Annotated in this window: 2 protein-coding genes; both read left to right on the top strand. The window is 69.9% G+C overall.

Features of this window, described 5'->3' with window-relative positions:
• A partial coding sequence (locus tag D588_RS0109070; protein ID WP_017915748.1) for a FecR domain-containing protein occupies positions 1 to 748 on the top strand: 748 nt, incomplete at its 5' end.
• A 266-nt stretch (positions 749 to 1,014) separates the two neighbouring features.
• Complete coding sequence (locus D588_RS0109075) at positions 1,015 to 3,912, top strand: TonB-dependent receptor (RefSeq protein ID WP_017915749.1); 2,898 nt, start codon at positions 1,015 to 1,017, stop codon at positions 3,910 to 3,912.
• Positions 3,913 to 3,978 lie beyond the last annotated feature (66 nt).

Raw genomic sequence — 3,978 nt, forward strand, 5'->3', positions numbered from 1 at the left:
CGCCCACGCCGCGCCGCGCTGGCGTCTGACCGCGGCCGCCGCGGTGTGCGCGGTGGCGGTGCTGGTCGGCTGGGCCTGGCCGCGCAGCCAGACCTACCGCACCGCGCTCGGCGAACAACGCAGCGTGCAACTGGCCGACGGCAGCACGGTGCGGCTCAATGCGCAGACCCAGGTACGCGCCACGCTGACCCCCTGGAGCCGAAAGCTGCAGTTGCTGCAGGGCCAGGCCAGTTTCGTGGTCGCCGCCGACCGGCGCCCGCTGCAGGTGCAGGCCGGGGGCCTGCGCGTGGAAGATATCGGCACCACCTTCGACATCGCCCTGCACCCCGACCAGGCGCGCATCGAGGTCTCGGCCGGACGCGTGCACGTGTGGCGCCAGGACCGTCCGCAACAGCCGATGCTGGCCGATCTCGGCGCCGGCCAGAGCGCGCGCATCGACACCGCCGATGGCCGGGTCGAACTGGGCAACGAGGACGTCGCGGCGATGCACGCGTGGTGGCAACACCGCATCGTGTTCCGCGACGAACCGCTGGCCAATGTCGCCGAGGATTTCAACCGGCTCAACCGCACCCGCCTGCTGATCGACGACGCCGACGCCGGGGCGATGCGGCTGACCGGCAACCTGCGTGGCGACGACGTCGCCGCGTTGCGCGCCTTCCTGGATGCGCAGCCGACATTGCAGGTGCGCACCAGCGCCGACGGCATCCACGTGCGCAGCCGCACGCCGACACAGGCGCGCCTGCAGTAGCGCGGCAGCTGCGTCGCGCGCACTGCGCGGCGCACGCATCCTTCAAACCAGACGGCCGGCACGCCATCAGCGCGTCACATGCATCGTGCACGCACGCATCCGTGCGCGCACGCGAAGCCAGCACCCCCACGCACGTGTCACAGAAAATTCATCGAAAAACGGTGCCCGATCTTCGTCGTCGCGCCTCGTAGTCCGGGGACAGCGCAGGCAAACGCCCATGGGCGATGCCGCGCGCACCACCACCCCCGCTCTCACAGGACCCGACGATGCGCCGCACCCTGTTCCTTTCCATCGCCCTCGCCCTGCACGCCGGCGTCGCCGTTGCGCAGACCGCGCCCATCGCGGTCGAGGCGATTCCCGCGCAGCCGCTGGCGCGCGCGCTCAATGCGCTGTCGCGGCAGACCGGCCTGCAGTTCGTCTATGCCGCCGGCAGCACCGGCAACCCGCAGACCCATGGCAGCCGCGCTGGCGCGGCGCCAGAACAGGCGCTGCAGCAACTGCTCGACGGCACCGGCCTGCGCTACCGTTTCCTCACCCCGACCACGGTGACGATCGAGGCAGCGAGCGCGCCGGCGGAAACAGCGGCCACTGCACCGGCGGCGATGGCGGCCGCACCGACGCCGGCACCGGTGACGTCGGCGGATGCGCCGGTCAAGCAACTGGACAGCATCCAGGTGCTCGGCAGCTACGCCGGCAGCCTCAGCGCCGCGCTGCGCGATAAGCGCTACGCCGACAGCGTGGTCGACGTGATCGCCGCCGAGGACATCGGCAAGCTGCCGGCGCAGAACGTGGCCGAAGCGCTGCAGCGCGTGCCCGGCGTGTCGATCGTGCGCGACCGCGGCGAAGGCGTGTACGTGCGCGTGCGCGGCCTCGGCCCCAACTTCCAGGTGACCACGCTCAACGGCCAGACCATGGCGGTCAACGAGAACGTGCGCACCTCCGGCCAGACCGGCCGCCAGTTCCGCTACGACACCCTGCCGGCGGAACTGGTCGCCGGCCTGGACGTGATCAAGAGCCCCACCGCCGACCTGGACGAAGGCGCGATCGGCGGCATCGTCAACGTGCGCACGTTCCGCCCGCTGGAACTGGGTAAAACGCTCACCAACGTGTCGCTGGAGTCGAGCCAGGCGCAGCGCACCCACGCCAACGATCCGCGCGTGTCCGGCCTGTTCAACTGGGTCAACGCCGACGGCACCTTCGGCCTGCTGCTGTCCGGCGCCTACGCGCAGCGCAGCCTGCGCCAGGACCGGGTCAACGAAGTGAGCTGGGACTACTACCGCAACGGCGTGCCGGGCGTGCCTGGCGCCAACTACGTGCCCACCGGCCTGCGCCCGACGCTGGAACTGGAGCAGCGCGAACGCACCGGCATCGCCGCCTCGCTGCAGTGGAAGCCGAGCGCGGCCTGGGAAACCAACCTGGACCTGCTCTACGCCAAGCAGACCGTGCACTACGACGAATACAGCCTGGGCGTGGGCTTCGACAGCCTGGCCAAGCTCAGCAACCTGCGCGTGGCGCATGGCGGCGTCGCCGGCTTCGACTACCGCAACGGCCAGGTGCAGATCTCGCGCGAGACCTCCGGGATCACCGACGACAACCGCAGCGCGCGCCTGTCCAGCACCTGGAGCGGCGATGCGTGGACGCTGGGCGCGGTGGCGTTCCACTCGCAGGCGCACAGCTACGACTCCGATCCGATCCGGCGCACGCGCCTGCGCAGCGGCACCAACCTGTCGATGCGCGTGGACATGCCGCAGGCCGATGGCGACGACGTGCCCGACTGGCGCTTCACCAACGGCTTCGACCCGACCAACCCGGCCAGCGTGGCCGGGCGCCGCCTGGAGTGGCGCGAGATCGATGCGCGCGACAAGGAGGACGCGCTGCAGCTCGACGCCAAGCGCGCGCTCGGCGACGGCTTCTTTCGCGAGCTCAAGTTCGGCGCCAAGTACCGGCAGCGCTCGCGCACCTACGATCGCGCCGACCTGCTGCTGACCAGCATCGCCGGGGTGCGCTTCCCGGCCGGCAACTTCACCGCGCTGCCGGTGGACGACATGCTGACCGACGCCAACGGCAACCTGCCGCGGCAGTGGCTGGCGCCGATCGAATCGCGCTTCTTCGGTACCTGGCCGACCGCCGCGGACCTGGTCAACACGCCGAACAGCGCCGACCTGCAGAACTCCTACGAGGTGAAGGAGAAGATCGGCTCGGCCTATGCGATGGCCGACTTCGGCGGCGACCTGGCCGGCCGCGCGCTGCGCGGCAACCTCGGCGTGCGCCTGGTGCGCACCGAGCAGACCACCGACGGTCATGCCGACGTCAACGGCAGCGCGCAACCGGTGCACTTCGAACGCAGCTACAGCAACGCACTGCCCTCGTTCAACGCGGCCTGGGACGTGCGCGAGGACATGGTGCTGCGCAGTTCCGCGGCCAAGGTCATCACCCGTCCCGACCTCACCGACCTGTCGTCCAAGCTCACCTTCAATTCCAGCGGCGAGATCCTCACCGCCAGCGGCGGCAATCCGTCGCTGCGTCCGTTCGAGGCCTGGCAGTACGACCTGACCTTCGAGTGGTACATCGACGGCACCTCGGCGCTGACCGGCGGCGTGTTCTACAAGGACATCTCGCGCTTCATCCAGACCCAGATGTCGAACCTGCAGTACCAGGGCCAGACCTACCTGCTCTCGTCCAAGACCAACGGCAGCCAGGCCAGCGTCAAGGGCGTGGAAGTGGCCTACCAGCAGGTCTTCGCCGGCCTGCCGGCGCCGCTGGACGGGCTGGGCATGCAGCTCAACTACACCTGGACCGACAGCGAGGCCACCTATCGCGACGGCAGCCGCACCTTCACCGACATCCTCGAAGGCGTGGCCAAGAACACCTACAACGCGGTGCTGTTCTACGAGAAGGGACCGCTGATGGCGCGGGTGAGCTACGGCTGGAGCGACGACATCGTCAATGCGGTCGGTACCGCCAACGTCGCCACGCTCAACAGCGACAAGTTCGGCAGCCTCGACGCGAACGTGGCCTGGAAGGTCAACGACACCCTGTCGGTGTTCGTCAACGCGATCAATCTCACCGGTGCGGTGCAGCGCCAGTACGTCGGCGACCGCCTGTTCGGCGGCTACACCGACTACGGCCGCACCTGGTCGGTGGGCTTGCGCGCACGTTTCTGATCCGCCGCGCTGCCGCCCACGCGCGGCAGCCAGCCCGCCCCGCGGCCTGCATCGCCGCGGTCGCCC

It is taken from the genome of Xanthomonas sp. SHU 308 (genome assembly GCF_000364645.1).
Taxonomy (GTDB): Bacteria; Pseudomonadota; Gammaproteobacteria; order Xanthomonadales; family Xanthomonadaceae; genus Xanthomonas_A; species Xanthomonas_A sontii.

Coding starts and splice junctions, on each gene's coding strand:
- D588_RS0109075 (WP_017915749.1), top strand. CDS start 1,015: ATGCGCCGCACCCTGTTCCTTTCCATCGCCCTCGCCCTGCACGCCGGC.